This window comes from Allorhizobium sp. DMC15 (assembly GCF_056314065.1).
Map to the genome: position 1 here is coordinate 312111 of NZ_JBQUZB010000002.1, position 21743 is coordinate 333853.

At 61.6% G+C, this 21743-nt stretch carries 17 protein-coding genes; 7 read left to right on the top strand and 10 right to left on the bottom strand.

Annotated elements, in window-relative coordinates; translation table 11 throughout:
• The first annotated feature begins 55 nt into the window (after positions 1 to 55).
• Entirely contained in the window at positions 56 to 331 is a 276-nt protein-coding gene (locus ACT53S_RS10075; RefSeq protein WP_113375289.1) for a hypothetical protein, read from the top strand.
• 127 nt (positions 332 to 458) lie between these two features.
• Here the strand turns inward: ACT53S_RS10075 and ACT53S_RS10080 are convergent, their stop codons facing one another.
• Together ACT53S_RS10080 and ACT53S_RS10085 are read right to left on the bottom strand one after the other, a co-directional pair.
• Complete coding sequence (locus ACT53S_RS10080; protein WP_113375569.1) at positions 459 to 2201, bottom strand: MFS transporter; 1743 nt, start codon at positions 2199 to 2201, stop codon at positions 459 to 461.
• Between the two features lie 495 nt (positions 2202 to 2696).
• Positions 2697 to 3788, bottom strand: coding sequence for an acyltransferase family protein (locus tag ACT53S_RS10085; RefSeq protein WP_476066873.1), 1092 nt, complete (start codon positions 3786 to 3788; stop codon positions 2697 to 2699).
• A 407-nt stretch (positions 3789 to 4195) separates the two neighbouring features.
• Between ACT53S_RS10085 and ACT53S_RS10090 the strand changes: the two genes are divergently transcribed.
• The 4 genes from ACT53S_RS10090 to ACT53S_RS10105 all read left to right on the top strand — a co-directional run bounded on the left by ACT53S_RS10090 (position 4196) and on the right by ACT53S_RS10105 (position 7478).
• On the top strand, positions 4196 to 4768 hold the full coding sequence (locus tag ACT53S_RS10090) for a HupE/UreJ family protein (RefSeq protein ID WP_476066874.1): 573 nt from the start codon (positions 4196 to 4198) through the stop codon (positions 4766 to 4768).
• 278 nt (positions 4769 to 5046) lie between these two features.
• A complete protein-coding gene (locus ACT53S_RS10095; protein ID WP_476066875.1) occupies positions 5047 to 5820 on the top strand; it encodes an amino acid ABC transporter substrate-binding protein in 774 nt (257 codons plus the stop codon).
• A gap of 225 nt (positions 5821 to 6045) precedes the next feature.
• Positions 6046 to 6726, top strand: a complete 681-nt coding sequence (locus tag ACT53S_RS10100) for an amino acid ABC transporter permease (RefSeq protein ID WP_113375286.1) — start codon at positions 6046 to 6048, stop codon at positions 6724 to 6726.
• A complete protein-coding gene (locus tag ACT53S_RS10105; RefSeq protein ID WP_113375285.1) occupies positions 6723 to 7478 on the top strand; it encodes an amino acid ABC transporter ATP-binding protein in 756 nt (251 codons plus the stop codon). The genes ACT53S_RS10100 and ACT53S_RS10105 overlap by 4 nt, the downstream gene beginning before the upstream one ends.
• 93 nt (positions 7479 to 7571) lie before the next feature.
• Here ACT53S_RS10105 and ACT53S_RS10110 read toward each other — a convergent pair whose 3' ends face one another.
• The 5 genes from ACT53S_RS10110 to ACT53S_RS10130 form a co-directional block, all read right to left on the bottom strand.
• A complete protein-coding gene (locus tag ACT53S_RS10110) occupies positions 7572 to 9497 on the bottom strand; it encodes a methyl-accepting chemotaxis protein (RefSeq protein WP_476066876.1) in 1926 nt (641 codons plus the stop codon).
• A gap of 407 nt (positions 9498 to 9904) precedes the next feature.
• On the bottom strand, positions 9905 to 10255 hold the full coding sequence (locus ACT53S_RS10115) for a hypothetical protein (RefSeq protein ID WP_476066877.1): 351 nt from the start codon (positions 10253 to 10255) through the stop codon (positions 9905 to 9907).
• Positions 10256 to 10330: 75 nt separating this feature from the next.
• On the bottom strand, positions 10331 to 10795 hold the full coding sequence (gene queF / locus ACT53S_RS10120) for a preQ(1) synthase (RefSeq protein WP_476066878.1): 465 nt from the start codon (positions 10793 to 10795) through the stop codon (positions 10331 to 10333).
• Between the two features lie 17 nt (positions 10796 to 10812).
• Complete coding sequence (locus ACT53S_RS10125; protein ID WP_476066879.1) at positions 10813 to 11721, bottom strand: cation diffusion facilitator family transporter; 909 nt, start codon at positions 11719 to 11721, stop codon at positions 10813 to 10815.
• A 230-nt stretch (positions 11722 to 11951) separates the two neighbouring features.
• Complete coding sequence (locus ACT53S_RS10130; RefSeq protein WP_476066880.1) at positions 11952 to 12875, bottom strand: SDR family NAD(P)-dependent oxidoreductase; 924 nt, start codon at positions 12873 to 12875, stop codon at positions 11952 to 11954.
• A 102-nt stretch (positions 12876 to 12977) separates the two neighbouring features.
• On the opposite strand from ACT53S_RS10130, the gene ACT53S_RS10135 reads away from it, so the two are divergent.
• Positions 12978 to 13895, top strand: a complete 918-nt coding sequence (locus ACT53S_RS10135) for a LysR family transcriptional regulator (RefSeq protein ID WP_476066881.1) — start codon at positions 12978 to 12980, stop codon at positions 13893 to 13895.
• Positions 13896 to 13966: 71 nt separating this feature from the next.
• Here ACT53S_RS10135 and ACT53S_RS10140 read toward each other — a convergent pair whose 3' ends face one another.
• Positions 13967 to 16156 (bottom strand): anthranilate synthase, encoded by a 2190-nt coding sequence (locus ACT53S_RS10140; RefSeq protein ID WP_476066882.1) that lies wholly within the window; start codon positions 16154 to 16156, stop codon positions 13967 to 13969.
• A 288-nt stretch (positions 16157 to 16444) separates the two neighbouring features.
• On the opposite strand from ACT53S_RS10140, the gene ACT53S_RS10145 reads away from it, so the two are divergent.
• A complete protein-coding gene (locus tag ACT53S_RS10145; RefSeq protein ID WP_476066883.1) occupies positions 16445 to 17410 on the top strand; it encodes an extensin-like domain-containing protein in 966 nt (321 codons plus the stop codon).
• A 60-nt stretch (positions 17411 to 17470) separates the two neighbouring features.
• Here ACT53S_RS10145 and ACT53S_RS10150 read toward each other — a convergent pair whose 3' ends face one another.
• Both ACT53S_RS10150 and ACT53S_RS10155 read right to left on the bottom strand, forming a co-directional pair.
• Positions 17471 to 19717, bottom strand: coding sequence for a TonB-dependent hemoglobin/transferrin/lactoferrin family receptor (locus ACT53S_RS10150; protein WP_476066884.1), 2247 nt, complete (start codon positions 19715 to 19717; stop codon positions 17471 to 17473).
• 254 nt (positions 19718 to 19971) lie between these two features.
• A complete protein-coding gene (locus ACT53S_RS10155) occupies positions 19972 to 21645 on the bottom strand; it encodes a formate--tetrahydrofolate ligase (RefSeq protein ID WP_142067820.1) in 1674 nt (557 codons plus the stop codon).
• Between the last annotated feature and the right edge of the window lie 98 nt (positions 21646 to 21743).

Below are 21743 nucleotides of genomic sequence, written 5' to 3' on the forward strand. Positions count from 1 at the left end.
GCGGGTGGAGTAGCCCCGGACAGACAAACGGAACAGGCCGTCGGAGGGGCATATAATGGTCGAAATCGTCACCACACAACTCACGGATCCGTTCCGGATCGGCCTGATCTTCTTCCTGCTGCTGACAGCCATCCGCACGCGGGCGAACATGGGCCTGTGGATGCCACTTGCCATGGGCGTGGTTTTCATCGCCATCCTGATCCCGCTGACCACCGCCGCAGCCTCGACCGTCCCGCGCCTGACGGCAATTGGCATCGGCGTCATCTCCAATGCCGTCATCCTCGCCGTCTTCCTCGCTGGCTGGACGATCTGGGAAAAGACCCGCCGCTAAGGTGTCACAGAAGCGGTTCGGGAAATACAGACCCGCCCGCCCATCGTGTTTTACTTCCACAGCCGAAACGAAAACAGGCCGGCGAGATGCCGGCCTGCTGTTGTGACATTCGCGGATCCGATCGAGATCAGTCCTTGAAGATGTCCTTCTTGTGGGTGTTGCCCGGCACCAGCAGGGCGCCGATGATGACCGTCGCACCGGCGATGATGATCGCGTACCACAGACCACCATAAACGTTGCCGGTCTGAGCGGAGATCGCGAATGCGGTCGCCGGCAGCAGGCCGCCGAACCAGCCGTTGCCGATGTGGTATGGCAAGGACAGGCCGGAATAACGGATACGGGTGGGATAGAGTTCGACCAGCATCGCGGCAATCGGACCGTAGACCATCGTGACCAGAAGGATCAGATAGGTCAGGATCAGCACCACGCCGATCTTCTGCGCCGTGAAGATGTCGAAGAAGTTCGACGCCTTGGCAACAGTCGGGTTGTTGTCGGCGACCAGCGGATAACCGGCAGCGGTGAGCGCATCGTTGACCGACTTGGTGAAGGCAGCCGGAACAGCCTTGACGTCGTCGCCGGTCAGGGCGGAAGCGTCATAGGATGCGATGACCGTGTCGCCGATCTTGATCTGGGCAGCTGTCGCAGCCGGATCTTCGACCGTTTCGTAGTTCACCGAAGTCTTGGCGAGCGTTGCCTTGGCAATGTCGCAGGACGAGGTGAACTTCGCCGTGCCCGTCGGATTGAACTGGAACGAGCAGTCGTTCGGGGCAGCCGTCACCGTGACCGGAGTCTGATGCGCGGCATAAAGAGCCGGGTTGGCCGTCTTGGTCAGAAGCGGGAAGACGAAGTTGTAGGTGAGAGCCGCAATCAGGCAACCGGCCAGAATGATCGGCTTGCGGCCGATGCGGTCGGACAGGGCGCCGAAGAACAGGAAGCCACCCGTGCCGAGGATCAGCGACCACGCGACAAGCACGTTGGCAGTGAAGCTGTCGACCTTGATGACGTTCTGCAGGAAGAACAGGGCATAGAACTGGCCGGAGTACCAGACGACAGCCTGGCCGGCGACGAGACCGAACAGCGCGATGAGCGCGATCTTGCCGTTCTTCCAGGTGCCGAAGGCTTCACGCAGCGGTGCCTTGGAGGCTGCACCCTCTTCCTTCATCTTCTTGAAGGCAGGGGATTCGTTCATCTGCAGACGGATGTAGAGCGAGATCGCGAGCAGGACGACCGAGCCGAGGAACGGGATGCGCCAGCCCCAGAGATCGAAGGCCTTGATCATCTTCGGCGTGCCGTCGGGGTTCATGACGGCGGCACCGGCCGCGTCGAGAACCGGCGTCGGGTCCCAGTTGCCGTTGACATAGCTCTGCACCGAGAGAATCACGACCAGCGAGAGCAGGAGCCCGAGCGTCGCCGTGGTCTGGATGAAGGCGGTGAAATAGCCGCGCTGGTTGGACGGTGCGTGTTCGGCAACATAGACGGCCGCGCCACCATATTCACCGCCGAGCGCCAGACCCTGGGCCATGCGCAGAATGATCAGGATGATCGGCGCAGCCGCACCCCAGGAGGAGTAACCGGGCAACATGCCGACGAGGAAGGTCGAGAAACCCATGATCAGGATGGTCATGAGGAAGGTATATTTGCGGCCGATGAGGTCGCCGAGGGCGCCGAAGACCAGCGCGCCGAAGGGACGCACGATGAAGCCGGCGGCAAAGGCGAGAAGCGCGAAGACGTTACGCGTGGCTTCCGGGAAGGCGGTAAAGAACTGGGCGCCGATGATCGCCGCCAGCGAGCCGTAGAGATAGAAATCGTACCATTCGAAGACGGTACCGGCGGACGAGGCGAGAATGACCTTCTTCTCCTCCGCCGTCATGGGGCGCGAACGATCCCCGACGTTCATTTCCGTAGTTGCCATTATAACTCCTCCAAGTTTGCCGGTCTTTCCCCCGACACTTTTCTGGTCTGATTGACCAGCAGGCCCCGCCTCCGCGTCACCTGCCTCCTCTGATTCCGGTCCTCTACCGGTCGGCGCCTGGCGCACGCTCACGCGCTTCGCCCCGTTGCCGAGCCCGCGACCTGAGCCAGTGAAAGGCTGTCCCCTCTCCGGCAGGCACGTCGGGCATCGTCCAATTCTTAACACAATGCATATTTTCGGGTCAGACGACTTTGGTATCAGTCCCCGGCAGAACCCGCCCCAGGACATGCGACTTTAGGCGAAGACCGGCGGGATAATGGGCGTGATGGGGCAAACCAAGCCCCGTCCGAAGTGCGATGGCGGCACCTCAGAGGAGTGATACAACCACATTCTGGCGATGCATTCTGGCGATGCGGGCCGCCGAGGCGCGCTCGGATCGGTGCCGACTGGGGACTAGCCCAGCCGATCCGCCATGACCACCTTGCGGGAGGGGCGCAGCCATGCCTGAGAGGGCTTTTCGAAGAAGCGATAGAACAGGATGGCGACGACCAGCGACAGCAGCATGGAGAGCAGAACGGTCAGCCCCGCCGGCACCGGAATGGAAAACCGCGACACAAGCATGGGCAAGACCGGAACGCAAAACACATGTGTCAGATAGAGCGCGAAGGACGCATTCCCGAGGAGGAGGACAAGCCCTGGAATGCGGACTGACCGGAAGGAAGGGACCAGTGTCAGCGTGCTAACGATCATCACTGATGGCAGACCGAAAAAGACGAAACGCAGATAGACCTGCAAGCTCTGGTCCTGTCGGAAGCCGAACGAGGCAGCAACCGAAAGAGCAGACACGGTGAGCAGCAGGATTCCGGTGTTTCTCGAAAGCTGCAAACCGTGCCGAAACGCAAGACCGATGAACACGCCACCGAGAAACTCTGCCAGCAACCAGCTTGTCAACTGCCGGAACAGGGGACCGGGAAACTCGAACGCCGACCCCACCGCAATGGACAGGGCAAAAACGGCAGACAGCAAAGCAAGGCCGATGCGACGTGGAAACAGCAGCGCAAGCGAGAAGATCAGGTAGAAATACATCTCGAAATTCAGCGTCCAGCCGAGGCCCAACACCGGAACCGGGATTCCGCTTTCGGAGGTCCAGGGCAGGAAGAGATAGGACGAAACGACCCATGCCACATCCAGGGTGCGACCGTTATGCGAAGCGCTTGGCATGAACCACAAGACGAGCACACCGACGGAAGTGAGCAGCCAGTAGCTCGGAGCGATGCGCCGCAGGCGATTAGCCAGGAACCGCTGGCTAGCCCCCGCACGGTCGAAATCCCCATAATGGGTGTGGATCATGATGAAGCCGCTGATCACGAAGAACAGATCGACACCGAAGTTCCCGAGCCATGCAAAATCATAGAATAGAACGGAAAAAGGAGGCATCGAATACGTTCTAGAAACAGCCTCTACCGAGTGATAGAAAAGCACAACCAACGCAGCAAAGGCCCGAAGAAATTGTATTACGTCTATACGATTCAATATTTCCCCCACATAATAAATTCCTAAGTTTGCATATTTTCTTATGAAACGATCGTCATTCCCAGAAAATCAAAGGAGATCCATTGCAGAAACACGATGGATACGTCAAGCAAACAGGCAGAACAACAGGGTTGATAGTCGACGCCACCGATAGGAAGAAGACCTTCTTCCGACCCTTTGGACGAGCGCACTTGATGGAGCGGTGGCGGATGGCACGACTTAGAGCATGCCCTGTTCCAAGTGCGCCACGGACCGCCGCTGCAGTTACCGCCCTACACCGTCATTCGACGTAGTTTAGCCCCTGTCTTTGTCGTGGACAGGTCCGAAAGGGTTACGCTAGTCTCCGCTTTGACATAAGGAGACGATCGGCGGGACCGAAATCCGGCCGCCATGAGTCGACCAAGAAGAGGGACCAAATCATGTTCAAACGCATTTCACTCACCGCCGCAATGTTTGCAGCAGCTGCCGCGCCTGCCTTTGCCCATCTCGACCCGGCAGCACATGGCTCGCTGATGGCCGGCATCTCCCACCCGCTCTTCGGCGCCGACCACATCCTGGCCATGGTCGCCGTGGGTGTCTGGGCAAGCCAGATCGGTGGCCGCGCGCTCTGGGCCGTACCTGCCGCTTTCGTCTCGATGATGGCCGTCGGCTTCGGCCTCGCGGTTGCCGGCGTTTCGCTGCCCTTCGTCGAGCCGGCCATCCTCGCCTCGGTGATCGGCCTCGGCCTTCTGGTCGCCGCTGCAGTCCGTCTGCCCGTCGCCGCCTCGGCCGCTGTCGTCGGCCTCTTTGCTCTCTTCCACGGCCATGCCCATGGCGGCGAACTGGGTGCCGCAGGTGCCCTGCAGTTCGGCCTCGGCTTCCTGGTCGCAACGGCGGCCCTGCATGCCGCAGGCGTCGCTCTCGGCCTCGGCGTGACCCGCTTCGGCCCGGTCGTTGCCCGCATTCTGGGCCTCGCCACCGTCGTTGGCGGTGCTGCGATCGCCTTCGGCTGATCGCTCCCGACCGCGACAGCACGGGACGGCTTTGCCGTCCCTTCCTATGAGCCGCCGCGAGGCCCGGTCTTCAACCGGAACCCTCGCGGCGGCTTCGTCGTTTCAGGGGCGACGACAGGCGTCGCGTGGGAAACGCAGCGGCCACTTGAGTAATTTTTTCTCAATTGCCCAAATTTTTCGCTCTTTTCTCTCATCCCAACGATGCCGGGATCTGCGATGTAGACATCCTCCCAAGACGCGGGCCCGACACCGGGTCCGACCGCATGAAAGGAATACCCATGAGCTGGCTCAAGACATTCGCCGCCGCTGCTGCCCTCCAGACGCTCCTTTTCGCCCCTGCCCTGGCTGGCGAAAATCTCGACCAGATCAAAAAGGCAGGCGTCATCAAGATTGGCACCGAGGGCACCTACGCACCCTTCACCTTCCACGATGCCGCCAACAAGCTTGTCGGTTTTGACGTCGAGATCGGGGAAGCTGTTGCCGCGAAGCTCGGCGTCAAGGCCGAATTCGTCGAAGGCAAGTGGGACGGCCTGATCGCCGGCCTCGATGCCAACCGCTACGATGCCGTCATCAACCAGGTCGGCATCACCGAGGCCCGCAAGCAGAAGTATGATTTTTCGGACCCCTACATCGTTTCGAAGGCTGTCCTGATCGTCAAGGACGGCAATGACGAGATCACGGGCTTCGAGGATCTGAAGGGCAAGAAGTCCGCCCAATCCCTGTCGAGCAACTTCGGCAAGATCGCCGAAGCGGCAGGCGCAGAACTCGTCGGCACTGACGGCTTCGACCAGTCGATCCAGCTTGTCCTGACCGGCCGTGCAGACGCCACGATCAACGACAGCCTCTCCTTCCTCGACTTCAAGAAGCAGAAGCCCGATGCACCGGTGAAGATCGCCGCTGAAAAGGCTGAAGCCGATGCCTCCGGCATCATCGTGCGCAAGGGCGATGCCGAACTGGTTGCCGAAATCAACAAGGCGCTGACCGACATCAAGGCCGACGGCACCTATCAGGCGATCGCCGACAAGTATTTTGGTCAGGACGTTTCGAAGTAAGGTTCAACCCTCCGCTTTGAAGCGAGCGCCGCGCTGCGGTGGGGTCCCACACCCCACCGCCTTGCGGTTCTCTCTTCAAAAATGGGTGCAGGAACGTCCCCATCGCCGACAGTTTCGGCCTTGCCGTGCGGTTGGCCCGCAATACATGCAGAATCATCAGAGCAGCAGAGGCGCTTCCCGCCTCTGCTGCATTCCGTTTCAGTCCGCAGTTTCAAGGACGCCCAAATGCCGCACTGGCTCCAACTGATGCTCGATTCGCTGCCGACCCTGCTCTGGGCGGGCGTGAAATTCACCATTCCCCTGACGCTTCTCTCCTTCGCCTTCGGCCTGACGCTCGGGCTCGTCACGGCCGTGACCCGGCTCTTCGGTCCGAAACCTTTGGTGCTGATCGCCCGCTTCTATGTCTGGGTCATCCGCGGCACGCCCCTTCTGGTGCAGCTCTTCGTCATCTTCTACGGCCTACCGAGCATCGGTATTCTGCTGGACGCCTTTCCGGCAGCACTCATCGGCTTCACCCTGAACATCGGGGCCTATAGCTCCGAGATCATCCGTGCGGCGATCTCGTCGGTGCCGAAAGGCCAGTGGGAAGCGGCCTATTCGACCGGCATGACCTGGAGCCAGGCCATGCGCCGCACCATCCTGCCGCAAGCGGCCCGCGTCGCCGTGCCGCCGCTGTCGAATACCTTCATCTCGCTGGTCAAGGACACGTCGCTGGCTGCGGCCATCACCGTGCCGGAACTCTTCCAGTCGGCCCAGCGCATCGTGGCCACCACCTACGAGCCGCTGATTCTGTATATCGAGGCCGCCCTGATCTATCTCGCTCTGAGCTCCGTCCTGTCGCATCTGCAATCGCGGCTGGAAGTCCGGTTCGGACGCTATGGCGGCATGCTGGAGGCAAATCGATGATCACGCTCACCGATATCGTCAAGCGCTTCGGCGAAGCGACAATCCTGAATGGCATATCGCTTTCCTTCCCGGAAGGCAGCGTGACGGCGCTGGTCGGCCCCTCGGGCGGCGGCAAAAGCACGCTTCTGCGCTCAATCAACCTGCTCGAACAGCCGACATCGGGCGCCGTCCAGATCGGCGCCGACCGGGTGGATTTTGTCCCCGGACGCAAAGTCTCTTTCGCCGAGATCCAGAGTATCCGCGGCCAGACCGGCATGGTCTTCCAGAACTTCCAGCTTTTCCCGCATCGCACCGCGATCGAGAACGTGATGGAAGGCCTGATCACCGTGCAGAAGTGGTCGCGGGAGAAGGCGCGAGCCCGCGCCGTTGAGCTTCTGGAGAAGGTCGGCATGGGCCACAAGACGGATGCCTGGCCGGCGGAGCTCTCGGGAGGTCAGCAACAGCGCGTGGCAATCGCCCGAGCGCTTGCCCCTTCACCCAGGGTGCTGCTCTGCGACGAGCCGACCTCTGCGCTCGACCCGGAACTGGCAGGGGAAGTGGTCGACGTGCTCGGAAAGCTCGCAGCCGAAGGCACGACGATGGTCATGGCCACCCACGATCTGCGGCTTGCCTCGAAGATTGCCAATCAGGTCGTGTTCCTCGAAGCCGGACAGGTTGTGGAGACGGGGACGGCGGACGCAATCTTCGGCAATCCGCAGCGCGAACGCACCAAGCGTTTCGTCTCATCGATCAGCGCAGCACAGACGCTCTGAGAGACCGGCGGTCTGCGATGGGACTCGACACGAAAAAGGCGGCGCGATGACCGCGCCGCCCCGATTGTTTAAGGTTGGCTGCCTGTCAGCGGCTCAAAACTCTTCCCAGTCGCTGTTGACGGCGGCATTGCCCTGGAAGGCGGTTGCGAGCTTGCGGCCAAGCGCCTTCGCCGGAGACGGCTTTGGCGCCTCGCTGGCTGCCGCACTGCGCGGGCGGGAGACAGCCGCCATGGTCTGCTGGGCAAGACGGAACTGCGCGAGCAGTCCGTTCAGCGCCATGACTTCCTGTGCCAGACCGTAGCTTGCAGCGGTCGTCTCTTCGACCATGGCTGCATTCTTCTGGGTGTCCTGATCCATCTGGTTCACGGCCGTATTGATCTGCTGAAGGCCGGAGGACTGTTCCTGTGCGGATTCGACGATGGCGAGCACATGCCGGTTGATCTCCTGGACCTCGGCAACGATCGTTTCCAGCGCCTTCCCGGTATGGCCGACCAGCTGGACGCCTTCCTGCACCTGTTCGTTGGAGGTCGTGATGAGCGACTTGATCTCCTTCGCGGCAGTCGCTGACCGCTGGGCGAGTTCACGCACTTCCTGCGCGACGACGGCAAAGCCCTTACCGGCTTCACCGGCGCGCGCGGCCTCGACGCCGGCGTTGAGCGCCAGCAGGTTGGTCTGAAAGGCGATCTCGTCGATCACGCCGATGATGTTGGAGATCGACTGCGAAGACTGTTCGATCTTTTCCATCGCGATCACCGCACGACGCACGATATCGCCGGATTCCTCAGCGCCTGACTTGGCCTTCGAGACCAGCTGGCCGGCCTCCTGGGCGCGTCGCGTCGAATCCTTGACAGTCGTGGTGATCTCTTCGAGGGCAGCCGCGGTCTGTTCAACGGCAGCAGCCTGCTGTTCGGTGCGCTTCGACAGATCGTCGGCCGCGGACTTGATCTCGTTCGAACCGGCATCGATCCCGCGCGCATTGGCGGCGACCTGTGACAGCGTGTCCTCGAGCTTGGCGGCAGAGTTGTTGAAATCCGACCGGACACCATCGAGCGAGGGAACGAAGGGCTGCTGGATACGGAAGGACAGATCGCCTTCGGCCAGCTTCGACAGGGCAAGCGCGAGATTGTCGACCGCGAACTTCACATCCTGGGCTTCTTTCAGCGCCTGTTCCTGACGCGCCTGACGCTCCTGTTCGCTCATGCTACGATTGGCCTCGGCCTCCTGCTCCAGGCGAACGCGATCCTTGGCATTGGCGCGGAAGATTTCCGCAGCCTGGGCGATCTGACCGATTTCGTCCGAACGCTTGAGGCCTGGGATCGCTTCTTCGACATTGCCGGCAGCCAGTGCGGCCAGGCGGGCACGCAGAAGAAGCATGGGGCGCGTGATCCCGACCTGGGAGATGTAGAGTGCAACGCCAAAGGCGATGACGAGGCCGATCGCGACGCCGGCAACGCTGGACAAGGTGGTCGACTGGACGGAGGCGCCAAGGGCGGCCGTGCCATCGTTGAGCAGGGCCTGCATGGCTTGGTTATGGTTGCCGCTGAGCGTCGAGAGTTGCGCGAACAGGGCTTCATGCTGGGACTGGAGCTCGGAGACCTTCTCTTTGTCGCCAGCGGCCGCGGCAGCCAGCATTGCGTCGAGATTGCCCTTCAACTGGCCGATGAAGCCTGTGAGTTCCGTCATCGCATCGGCACGGGCGGGGAGCTCGCCGCTGACGCGGGCATAGCGCTCATAAGCGGTTTTGAAGTTCTTTTCGTAGCGCTCGGCGAGAGACTTGTAGGCATCGGACTTGGGATCCATGTCTGCCATGCGCAGCGACATGGAGACCGAAGTCCAGATGGCAGCAGACGCACGGGCACCAAGGATCGTCAGATCCGCTTCCCGGGTGAGCAGGCTCTGGTAGCTCTGGTTGGTGGAGTTGAGGGCAACAGCCAGCCAGGCGGATGTCGCCGTCGACATGACCGCCAGGACCAGCAGAGCGCAAAGCACCTTGCTTCTGATCGTGAGCTTTTCCAACATGAAGTGTTCCTTTCGGGCGCGAAGAATACGCAAGTCAGGGCGCAGACCATCGCTCCGCAGCCGCGTGGTTCAGCGGCCGAGGTCGATGCCGTTCGCAGGTAAGGCCACGTTTTCACGCGCCTGACTCACAAATCGAAATAAGTTGGGAAGCCCATTCATTGGGCTGAAAAACGAGACTTGCGGCGCTGGTTGGCTCACCGCGCGCGCCGGTCCGCAGGAAAGGATCGGGCTACGACGACGATGCTCCTCGCAGGTGGACCGCGGAGAACAAGGACTGTCCGGAAGACGTTGTCATCCGCGACCATTTGTCGAACAAACGAATATCGGCATATTGTCAACAAATGGTTAGACGGCGCGCTGCCCCGCCTCGGCGGGCGAGGTCGTTGTGTCACTCCGACACAGTCAGATCACACGGGCGGATCCGTGACGAAGGGCATGATGTCGACGCCATCACCGGGAAAAACGGTGATGTGAGGATGATCGACGAACATCGCGGCCGCCGCTTCCGCGGTCTCGGCTTCGACGATCAGATATCCGCAGATCGGGTTCGACGCAGAGGCGATGCCATCGCGCGTCACGCGGGTCGTCTTCCCCACCATGCCGCCGCGACTGACGATAGCCGCGGCATTGCGCTCTTCCCATTCGATCCATTTGGGGATGCCCTCGGCGTCGATGGCATCCTGTTCCGCTTTCGAGAGGCGGCGAAAGCGGGCGAAGTCCTCGGGCTTCATCGTATAGACGGCAAGAAATCGCGGCATGGCATGCCTCTTGTTGCAGACTGTCAGTCGGAAACTAGCGCAGCTTCGGCCAAAGACCAGCGGCTTCTGTCTGCATCAGCCGCGGCCGCGATAGGTCGCCACCCCCTGCTCCGGCAGCCAGACGCCCTTTGGCGGCTCGCCGGTCTGCCAGAAGACATCGATCGGTATGCCGCCACGCGGATACCAATAGGCACCGATCCGGAGCCATTTGGGATCGAGCAGATCAATGATGCGCTTGGCGATATAGACCGAGCAGTCTTCGTGAAAGGCGCCGTGATTGCGAAAGGAAAACAGGAAGAGCTTCAGGGACTTCGATTCCACCAGCCAGTCGCCGGGGATGTAATCGATGACGATATGGGCGAAATCCGGCTGGCCGGTCATCGGGCAGAGCGAGGTGAATTCGGGCGCGGTGAACCGCACGACATAGTCCGTGCCGGCGTTGCCATTCGGCACGCGCTCCATCACGGCGGTTTCCGGGCTGGTTGGGGCGTCCACGCTCTGGCCGAGCTGGGTGAGCCCGGAGGTATCGGTCTTGCTCATGATCTTTTCCTTTGAGTTCAACGGCCAAGCTCGACGCCGGCGCCATGCGCCATCTCATCTTCAGGCTCGACATGGATGGTGACGCGGGTGCCAGGCACCGCCTTGTGCACGGCCATTTCCAGCCGGTCGCAGATGACGTGGGCGTCCCTGACGGTCATCTTGGAAGGGACCACCAGATCGAAAGCGACGAAGGTGGCGGCCCCGGCGCGCCGCGAGCGCAGATAATGCACGCCGAGCGAGCCTTCCGAATTCGCCTTGATTGCTTCGCGGATGGCCTCCGCTTCGTCCGGCGAGACCGCGACATCCATCAAGCCGGCAACCGACTGGACGATCACCTTCCAGCCCTGCCAGATGATGTTGAGCGCCACGAGGATGGCGAGGATCGGATCGAGAATCGCGTAGCCGGTGGCGAGCACCAGGACGAGGCCGATGATCACGCCGGCGGAGGTCACCACGTCGGACATGATGTGCTGGCCATCGGCCGAAAGCGCCGGCGAGCGATGGCTGCGCCCGACCCGGATCAGGAGTGTCGCCCAGGCGGCATTGATGACGGCAGCAAGACCGTTGATCGCGAGCCCGAGATAAGGCGCGTCCGGCAGCGTCGGGGTCTGCAGCGCCGGGATCGCCTCACGGATGATCAGGAGCGCCGCCACCACGATCAGCACGCCTTCGAGGACAGCAGAAAGATACTCCGCCTTATGGTGGCCGTAAGGATGATCGTCATCGGCCGGCTTCTGCGCATAGCGAATGACGAAATAGGCAAGGAAGGCGGCGATCACGTTGACGGTCGATTCCAGGCCGTCGGAAAGCAGCGCGACGGAGCCGGTGACCCACCAGGCCAGGAGCTTCAGGCCCATAACACCGAAGGCAAGCGGTATGCCCCAGAAGGCGAGCCTGCGCACCAGATTGTCTTCGTTCGCCACCATGGCCTTCTTCCCTGCAGATGCGAGTGAATTGCAGACGCAATTCCAAAAACGACAAAACCGCCCGGCATGGCGGGCGGTTCGGTTGGATGTCGGCAGTGTAATGGCGAAGGGTTAAGGCGAGGTCAAGGCGGGAAATGGGTGTGTGCACAGGGAGGGGTGGACATGCGAGCAGGCATCGATGCCGCGCCCGTCTAGACGTCATCCCTCTATGCGCAACCCCGCGCCTCCCCTTATGCTCCACCCTCGATCAGACCCGACGCCAGATCCCAGAGCCGGGTTGCATTCGCGTGATCTATCGCATAGGCAGGAACCCCATCGGGAAAAGTCTCGGACCGCGCCTGCCGGACTGGCGCTTCGTTGCAATTGTCGAAATATCGCCCGCTCACGCCCTCCATCAGGGGAGACGCGGCCAGCAGGACGGAGTTAGCGGCCCCTTGCGCGGGTGTCTTGCGAAGATGTTCCGGGGTCACGAGGCCGCCGGTGTGGCGCTGCAGGTTAGTCGCGATGGCGCCGGGATTCAGTGCATTGGACAGGATGCCATCGTCCGCCCAGCGATCGGCGATCCCGACCGAAAGCAGGATGCAGGCCGTCTTGGACTGCGCATAGGCGAGCAGCGGATTGTAGGGAATGAACCGGAAATGCGGATCGTCCCAGAAGATCGGCCCGAAGAGGGTCCCTGATGACGCGACGCTGACGACCCTGGCACCCTTCGCCTGCGCCAGATGCCGCCGAAGGCCGAGCGTCAGCGCGAAATGCCCGAGATAATTCGTCGCGAACTGCATCTCAAAACCTGCGGACGTCCGCTCGAGTGTCGGCAAGGCCATGATGCCCGCATTGTTGATCAGCGCATGAACGGGACCGCTCCAGCCCTCGACGAAGCGGCGCACGGATTGAAGATCACCCAGATCGAGCGAGCGAACGGTGATAGCCGGATTGCCGGTCTCTTGACGCAGAGCGCGGGCTACCTCCTCGGCCGCATCGGGACGCCTGGCGGCGATGGTGACCTGAGCACCGGCTGCCGCCAGCGCGCGTGTCGTTTCCGTGCCAATCCCGCCCGCTCCGCCTGTGACGACGAATGTCTTGCCGTGAAGCTCGACACCGTCCAGCACCTCGGCGGCGGTGGTCGAAAAACCGAATTCTGTTTCAATGGGCATTGGGGCTTCTCTCTTTGGATTTCGCTTGCCCCCTAAATAGAATGCGGCCACTGTTCTGATAATATGGACACGGATTTACAGAACGATGAGTCATTCAGGACAGTGTCAGCGCTGCCACCGGCCGAGCTGGCAGCATTTCTCGCTGTCGCGCAATATGGCGGCTTCCGGATTGCCGGCCGAAAGACCGGCCTGAGCCCCTCGGCCTTGAGCCATGCGGTGGCGAGCCTGGAGACGCGCCTCACCGTCCAGTTGTTCCGCCGGACGACGCGTAGCGTTTCGCTGACGGAGGCCGGACAGGTTTTTTTTGAACGCGTTGCACCTGCTGTTGGGGAGATCGCCAAAGCGGTCGCCGACCTCGGCGACTATGCACTTCGACCGACCGGGCTATTGCGCATCAATGCAGATGCGACGGCGGCAGAACAGGTGCTTGAGCCGCTCATTCTAAACTTCATGAAGGCCTATCCGGACATGCGGGTGGAGGTCGTCTCGGAAAGGCGCCTGGTCGACATCACCGAGGACGGTTTCGATTGCGGCATCCGCACCGAAGCTCTGGTGCCGAGCGACATGGTGGCCGTTCCGATCGGCCCCATGCAGCAGCACATCGTTGTCGCCTCTTCCGCCTATCTCGCAGGCAGCGCCCCATTGAAATCGCCGGCCGATCTGGCTCGACACCGCTGCATACAATTGCGCATGCCAAGCGGCCTTCCCTATCGCTGGGAGTTCCAGGCGAAGGGTGAAAGTGTGACCGTCGAGACCAATGGCGCGTTGGTTTTGGACAATTCACGCCTGATCATGGCGGCCGCCATCGCGGGCTTCGGGCTGGGCTACATCACCCGCTGGATGGCGGGCCCGGCGTTAGCCGCCGGCACGCTGAAGGCGGTGCTGAAGGACTGGACGCCGGCCTATCCCGGTCTATGTCTCTACTATCCAAAACACCGCCACATGAGCGTCGGCATGCGGGCCTTTCTGGCCTTCGCCCGGAGCCTGCCAGCGGTCAGGCCGGAAACACCGGAGCATTGACGCCCCCAAAGGCTGGCTCAGCCTCTCGCCATGAGACGCCACGGGGCGCCGAAGCGCCCCAATCCATTTCCTCACGCCGCCTTCACCTTCGCGCGCTTCGCCAGATGCGCCACGACATTCTCGATCATCCGCATGCCGGCGTCGCCGCCGAGTGTCATGATCGATTCCGGGTGGAACTGGACGGCGGCGACCGGTTCCTTGGCGTGTTCGATGCCCATGATCGTGCCGTCTTCGCTTTCGGCCGTGATCATGAATTCGCGCGGCAGCGACGAGGGATCGGCAAAGATCGAGTGGTAGCGACCGACGGTCACTTCCTTGCCGAGCCCGGAGAAGACGAGGCCCGGTTCGAGCACGCGGATGCGCGACGGCTTGCCATGCATGGGAACGGCGAGCTGGCGCAGTTCCCCGCCATAGGCTTCGGCCAGCGCCTGCAGGCCGAGGCAAACGCCGAAGATCGGCAGTTCGCGGGCGCGCGCCTTCTTGATCGTTGCCTTGCAGTCGAAATCGGTGGGCGAACCGGGGCCCGGCGAGAGCACCACGAGATCCGGATTGAGGCTGTCAAAAATCTCTTCCGGCACCGGCGTGCGCACCGTGTTCACGGTGGCGCCCGTCTGGCGGAAGTAATTGGCGAGCGTGTGGACGAAACTGTCCTCATGGTCGACGAGCAGGATGTTGACCCCCTCGCCCACCCGGGCCACGCCGCGTTTGGAGGAGGCATCATTGCCACTCTTGGCGTCACGGATCGCTGCAATCATGGCGGAGGCCTTCAGTTCGGTTTCGGCTTCTTCTTCCTGCGGGTCGCTGTCGTTCAAGAGCGTCGCGCCGGCGCGCACTTCGGCTATGCCGTCCTTGATGCGCACGGTGCGCAGCGTCAGACCGGTGTTCATGTCGCCATTGAAGCCGACCATGCCGATGGCCCCGCCATACCAGGCGCGCGGGCTTTTCTCGTGCTTCTCGATGAAACGCATGGCCCAGAGTTTCGGTGCGCCTGTCACGGTAACCGCCCAGGCGTGGCTGAGGAAGCCGTCGAAGGCGTCCATGCCGTCGCGCAGACGGCCTTCGATATGATCCACCGTGTGGATGAGGCGCGAATACATCTCGATCTGGCGGCGGCCGATGACCTTGACCGAGCCCGGCTCGCAGACGCGGGACTTGTCGTTGCGGTCGACGTCCGAGCACATGGTGAGCTCGCTCTCGTCCTTCTTGGAATTGAGCAGCTTCAGGATCTGCGCCGAATCCTCGATCGGATCGGCACCGCGGCGAATGGTGCCCGAGATCGGGCAGGTCTCGATACGGCGGCCGTTGACCCGCACGAACATTTCCGGCGAGGCGCCGACGAGATATTCCTGGTTTCCGAGATTGATGAAGAAGGAATAGGGCGAGGGATTGATTTCCTTCAGCCGCTTGGAGATCTGCGACGGCTTGCTATCGCAGCGTTCCATGAACTTCTGCCCCGGCACGACCTCGAAGAGATCACCCTTGCGGAAGCTCTCCTTCGCCTTGGTGACGAGTTCGGCATATTCGCCCGGACGATGATCGCCGCGCGGCGGGATGGTGTCCGTATGCTGGAAGGGTTCGGGCGCAATCTCTTCCGCCTGGCCGATCGTGGTGAGGTCACCCTTGGTGAAGTCGTAGCGATCGATCCAGGCCTTGGCAGAATAGTGGTCGACGACGAGGATCTCGTCCGGCAGGAAGAGGACCATGTCGCGCTGGTCGTCGGGACGGACAAGCTTCAGATCGATCGCGTCGAACTGGAAGGCAAGATCATAGCCGAAGGCGCCGAAGAGGCCGATGGCGCTGTCTTCCTCGGAGTAGAAGAGCTCGGTGACGGCGCGCAGCACGGTGAACACCGTCGGCATCTTGGAGCGTTCTTCCTCGGTGAAGACGCGCGACGGCGGCTTGACGTCGAGATCGAGCCGGGTGGCCGTGCCGGCGCCGAGCGCCAGATCCTCGACGGTCGCAAGCTTGTTCGCGATCATCGACAGCAGCGCTTCGCCGCGGCCGTTATAGGCCTCGATCCAGACCTTGCGGCCGAAGGAGGAGATGCCGAGTGGCGGATCGACGATGGCCGTATCCCAGCGGGTATAACGGCCCGGATATTCATAGTTGGACGAGAAAACGGCTCCGCGGCGCTCGTCGAGCTTGTCGACATAGGTGGAGATGGCATCGCCATAAGGCGTCGGCCGGCGCTTGCGCGTGACGGTCACACCGCCGCGCGTCTGATAGGCTTCCGAGCCGTCTTCCTGCAAAATCGTCGACATATCTGTCCTTCTCCACTCTTCAGGGCCCGTCTCCTGCAGGCCTTGAATACGAAAAAGCCGCCTCAGGAGTGTTTCCGGGCGGCTTTGGGGTCAATCGTCTGAAGACATGACTGGTCAAGGCCGCGTCAGCGTGCCCACCACCAAGCAATGTTCTTCGAAACGATCTTCATGGCGAAATGCATAGCGTGAGGCCCGCGCCTTAGCAAGGGCGTTTTGCCATGCTGGAATGGTGAACTTTTCGGCGGCTCGCGCCTTTTCGACCCGGGGACTGGGGAACAGGAAGACGAGATGACGAAGACGATATCGAAGGTCACGGCCCTCCTCCTGCTGGCCTGGCCGACCCTGACCGGCCTGCAGCTGCCCACCCGCGGCCCCCTGCCCGACCAGCGGCCGGAGAGCGCGCCCCCCGTGATCGAAAGCCAGGCGGAGGACCAAGCCGAAAAGCCGCAGGCTGTCCCGACCCCGCAGCAAAAGCCGGCGCCGCCAACGGAAGACGAGGCGAAACCCGATCAGGAGGAGCCAAAGCCCGAGGAGGCGCCGGAGGAGGCGCCGGAGGAGGATGGCCCATCCAAACGCGACGAACCCGCCGGCGATCAGGACGGCTCGAAGGCGCCCGGGAGCCCGAAGGCCGATAATCCCGCGAAGGACGCGGCAGACAATCAACCGCCCTCCGACCCGCCGCCGCAGCCGGAGGACCCGAAAGCGCTGGCGGCTTGCCTTTCCGACCTGAAGGCGATCGGCGCCGCCTTCGACCAAGAATCCGCGATCGATGACGAGACCGGTTGCGGCATTGCCGCGCCGATCACCGTCAGCAGGGTCTTGCCGGATGTTGCGCTGGAGCCTGCGGCAACCATCCGCTGTGAAACCGCGCTGCAGCTTGCCCGCATGAGCCGCGACATGCTGAAACCGGCAGCAGACGCCGCCTTCCCCGACAAGCCGAAGCTCACCGCCATCCGCCAGGCATCCGGCTACATCTGCCGCAACCGCAACAGCGCCGAAAACGGCAAGATTTCCGAACATGCCCATGGCAACGCAATCGATATCGCGGGCTTTCGTTTCGGGGATGCGGAGGAACCGGTGATGATCGCCAAGCAGGACGACGGCTCCCCGCAGGCCGCCTTCCAGCGCGCCATCAACGCCATCGCCTGCCTCTACTTCACCACCGTGCTCTCGCCGGGCAGCGATGCGACACATCAGGATCACATGCATCTCGATGTGATTACGCGGAAAAGCGGGTTTCGGTATTGCCGGTAAATGCAAAACGGCGGCGCCCCGGATGGGACGCCGCCGCAGGCGGTGGAAGGGTGTGGGGCGTCAGAACTTCTGGGTCAGCGAGACTTTGAAAGTTCTGCCGGGTTCGGAATAGTAGTCGACCGGCTGGTAGGAAGATCCAGCTGGATCGACATCGCGAACTGCCGTGCCATTCCAGTATTTCTTGTCGAACAGATTGTAGACGCCTGCCTGAACCCGCATGCCCTTAAACTGTTCCGGCTCCCACCAACCTGTCAGGTTGAAGGTGCCGAAGCCGGGGGCATCGAACGTGTCAGCATCTGCATCGTCTCTGACCCCAGCGGAAAAAACGCTGCTGAAATCAGCACCCCAAGTGTCGGTAGCGTAAGCTACGCCTGCGATGCCCCGGAACGGGGAAACCGTTCGGACGAATTCGTCCGTATCCTTGTTCTTGCCATACGCATACGCAAGCGAGCCGTAGACTGAAAATCCATTCGCGAGATCTTTGCGTGCACTCAGTTCCACACCGCTGATATCAACGTTGCCCACATTACGCCAAGACTGGTCAAACGGACCAAGGATGTTCGGATTGTAGACTTCGATGAAGTTCTTGTATTTATTGTGGAATGCGGTCACCTTAGCATCAAATCCGGCGCCACTGTACGCGGCTCCAGCCTCGAAGCCGTTCGCCGTTTCTGCTTCCAGATCCGGGTTGCCGATCACCGTGTACTGCGATCCATTTGTGAAGTTGATGTACAATTCACTGATTGTCGGCGCGCGATACGCCATGGACCATTGTGCAAACAGAGTGAGCTGCTCGTTCAACTGGTATTCAGCCAAAAGCTTCGGTGAGAAAGCATTGCCGTTGCTATCATCCGGCAGGCCGAACGTCGGATAACCGGTATTGTTCGAGAACGCGTCGGTCAATTTGGTGTTGTAGTCATAGAGATCGAAGCGGATGCCCGGCGTTATAGAAAGCGGCCCTTCATTGATGACGATCTTGTCTTCGATGAAGAGGCCGAGACGAACGCCGTCAACGTCCGGCATATCGGCCTGAGAGGCCGTGGTAGTTGGCACAGCACTGAGGAAGCTCTCCGCACCAAACAATGCCACATTACCGCCAAAGCGTAGCTCATGGCCGGAGCCCGCCATGTCGAAGTGAGAAACGGCATCGCCGGTCAGACCATAGGAACTCTCTTCAAGCGAGTTGTCGCGCACATAGAGGTAGGAGGTCCCGGTTTGAGGTCCCGACGTCCGGAGGCGTGTTCCGGCAGAACCCGCGGCCTTCTCGACCCTCTGCCAGTAAGCGATCAACGAAGCCGTATCGATCCATCCACCAGCCTCCGGCGCTTCATATGTGTATTCGACAGAGAGACGATCGCGAGCAGTCTCTTCCTCGCCGACATAGTCAGGCTGATAGACGCCAATAGAACCCGAACCCGTTCCCTGGATCGTCTTCAGTTCGGTATCAACGTCGCGCCGAAAACGTTCGGCGGTGATGCCGATACGATGACCACCTTCAAGATCCTGTCGCGCTTTAAGCAGCAGATTGTGCTGCTTATAATCTGAAGGATTGGGTTCGGTTCTGGTCAAGCCGGTCGAATCGACGACACCCTGGTTGTCGACCTCATGTCCCTTCTTGTAGGCGCCCTGGAAGAGCACGGATGTGTTTTCGATCTTCTTTGCAACAGCGAAGGAACCGCCAATGCTTCGATCGCTGCTGTCGTAGGTAGTCTTGGCAAGGCCACCCCAGTCACGCCCTTCCGCAATTAGGTCTTCCGGTTCCAGCGTGCGAAGGCTGAGCCCACCACCGAGGCCTCCTGATCCCAGTCTGCTGGAATCGGCCCCCTTAAGGATGTCCATTGTAGAAAGAGAGGAAAAGTCAAAGCTGTCGGTGCTGTCGCCCGTCGTCGTGGTAGGAGATTGCGCGCTCGATCTTGCTGCATTCTCAAGGAACGGGACTGGAATACCGTCGATGAGCGTCGCGATTCTAGCTCCACCGAGACCCCGGATGAAAAGGCCACCGGAAGCGCCGGGGCGAGTTCGAACGAATTCGACTGCGGGATCAACCGACGATCCGATATCGCCGACATCGCTCACTTCCTTCTGGCGCAACTGCTCAGCCGTGGTCTGCGTCGCCAAGGGCGTATCCGCCACCGACCCCGCCGGCACGCGTTTGCCCTTGACGACGATTGTCTGCAACTGTGTCTCGTCGCCATTGGCGGCCGGGGTCGTGGTTGTGGCGTCCTGGGCGTGTGCGGGAAGGATGGCCGAAACGGCGACGAGGGCGGTGCAGGCGAGCAGGAGGGGTCTGGCGGACCGGGAACCCATGCGAATGTCCTTTCGATGGCCAGAGGGGAGCGATCCCGCGCCCCAAAGGGGAGCAGGCTGGCCGAATGTGTTTGCGTCAAATCCGGGGCGCGGCAGAAAACCTTCGCCTTAATCACGCCGTATAAAACATGATTATCTGAGTCAACATATAAAACATGATTCTTTTAATCATGAATTGTGATCGCCGTCACCGTGGCTGAAATACCACAAAGTCCCGATGGGTTTTGGAGTGGGGTCGACAGAGAGGGCTGCCGCTAGAACAACCCCTCGATGGCGCCGTCACCGTTCAGCCGGATCTTTTCCGACGAAGGCACACGTGGCAGCCCCGGCATCGTCATGATTTCGCCGGTGATGGCGACGACAAAGCCGGCGCCGGCGGAAAGCCGCACCTCGCGCACATGCACCGTATGGCCTTCGGGCGCACCGCGCAGCGTCGGATCGGTCGAGAACGAATACTGCGTCTTGGCCATACAGACCGGCAGATGACCGTAGCCCTGGCGCTCCCACTCGCCGAGCTGGTCGCGTACCGCCTTGTCCGCCGTCACCTCACCGGCCCGGTAGATTTCGGTGGCAATCCGCTCGATCTTCGAGAACAGCGGCAGCGTATCGGGATAGAGCGGCCGGAACTTTGAGGGAGTGTCCGCCATTTTGACGACGGCCCCTGCAAGCTCGGTGATCCCCGCCGAACCCTCTGCCCAGTGACGGCAAAGCACGGCCTCGGCCCCGAGCCCCCTCGCCACCGCTTTGACGGCGGCGATTTCCGCTTCGGTGTCGGTGGTGAAATGGTTGATCGCGACGACCGCCGGCACGCCGAACTTGGCGAGGTTTTCCAGATGCCGGGCGAGATTGACCGCGCCGCGCTCGACGGCGGCAACATCCTCGCGGGAGAGATCGTCCTTGGCCACGCCGCCATTCATCTTGAGCGCCCGGACCGTGGCCACGATGACGACGGCCGCTGGGGTGAGCCCCGCCTTGCGGCATTTGATGTCGAAGAACTTTTCCGCGCCGAGATCGGCGCCGAAGCCGGCTTCGGTCACCACGTAATCGCCGAGCTTCAGCGCCGTCTTCGTCGCCACCACCGAATTGCAGCCATGGGCGATGTTGGCGAAGGGACCGCCATGCACCAGCGCCGGATTGTTTTCGAGCGTCTGCACGAGGTTCGGCTGCAGTGCTTCCTTGAGCAAAACGGCCATGGCGCCGTCGGCCTTCAGATCGCGGGCGAAAACCGGGCTCTTGTCGCGCCGGTAGCCGATGATGATGGCGCCGAGCCGGCGTTCCAGGTCTTCGAGATCGGTCGCGAGGCAGAGGATTGCCATGACCTCCGAGGCGACGGTGATGTCGAAGCCCGCCTCGCGCGGGAAACCATTCGAGGCGCCACCGAGCGATGTCACGATCTGGCGCAGCGCCCGGTCGTTCATGTCCATCACCCGCCGCCAGGTAATCCGGCGCGTGTCGATCCCGAGTTCGTTGCCCCAGTAGATGTGATTGTCGATCAGCGCCGAGAGCAGGTTATGGGCCGAGGTGATCGCGTGGAAATCGCCGGTGAAATGGAGGTTGATGTCCTCCATCGGCACGACCTGCGCATAACCGCCGCCGGCCGCCCCGCCCTTGACCCCGAAACAGGGGCCGAGCGAGGGTTCGCGAATGCAGATGACAGCTTTCTTCCCGATCCGGTTCAATCCATCGCCGAGCCCGACGGTGGTCGTCGTCTTGCCCTCGCCCGCCGGGGTCGGATTGATCGCGGTCACCAGGATCAGCTTGCCATCCGGCCGGTCTGCGAGCCCCTTGATAAACGAGGCCGAGATCTTCGCCTTGTCATGGCCGTAAGGGATCAGGCTTTCCGAGGGAATGCCGAGCTTGCAGCCGATCTCCTGAATGGGGCGCTTGGACGCGGCACGTGCGATATCGATATCCGATGGTACGGTCATGCTGCCCCCTGCCCTGATGTTGAAAAGGAAGATCCTCCCACTCGCACCGCTTGGCAAGGGGCGTGTCGTCACACAGATTGGTGTACTTTAGAACAAAA